General features: G+C 50.2%; 1 pseudogene. It reads right to left on the minus strand.

Annotation, left to right across the window (positions count from 1 at the left end):
- Nucleotides 1-33: 33 nt before the first annotated feature.
- Nucleotides 34-315: pseudogene (locus P5683_RS26085) on the minus strand (IS200/IS605 family accessory protein TnpB-related protein); the annotation flags it as partial.

The raw sequence follows: 315 nt of genomic DNA on the forward strand, positions 1-315 counted from the left end.
AGCCTAGACTAGCACCATATCTTTTATTCCCTGTCAACCTGCGGAATGTAGGTTCCATCCTTTCAGGTTCTCAAAGACAATGGCATCGGCATTGAACTGTTGGGCAATCTGCACAATACGCTTCGAGACAATCTGCCCAATTTGACGGTTGATATTACGGCATTTGCGGTAGGTATGAGAGCAGAAGCCTTTCTGGAGACTTCCACCTAGCCCCATTGTCTTACTAGCTCGTTTAGATACCGATTTCAGCCGCTTATCTCGACGGTCGCCGTTCCGCTGGACGCAGGTTCCAGCGGCTGCGGCGACTTCGTCTAA

This window comes from Limnospira sp. PMC 1279.21, from assembly GCF_032349615.1.
Taxonomy (GTDB): domain Bacteria; phylum Cyanobacteriota; class Cyanobacteriia; order Cyanobacteriales; family Microcoleaceae; genus Limnospira; species Limnospira fusiformis.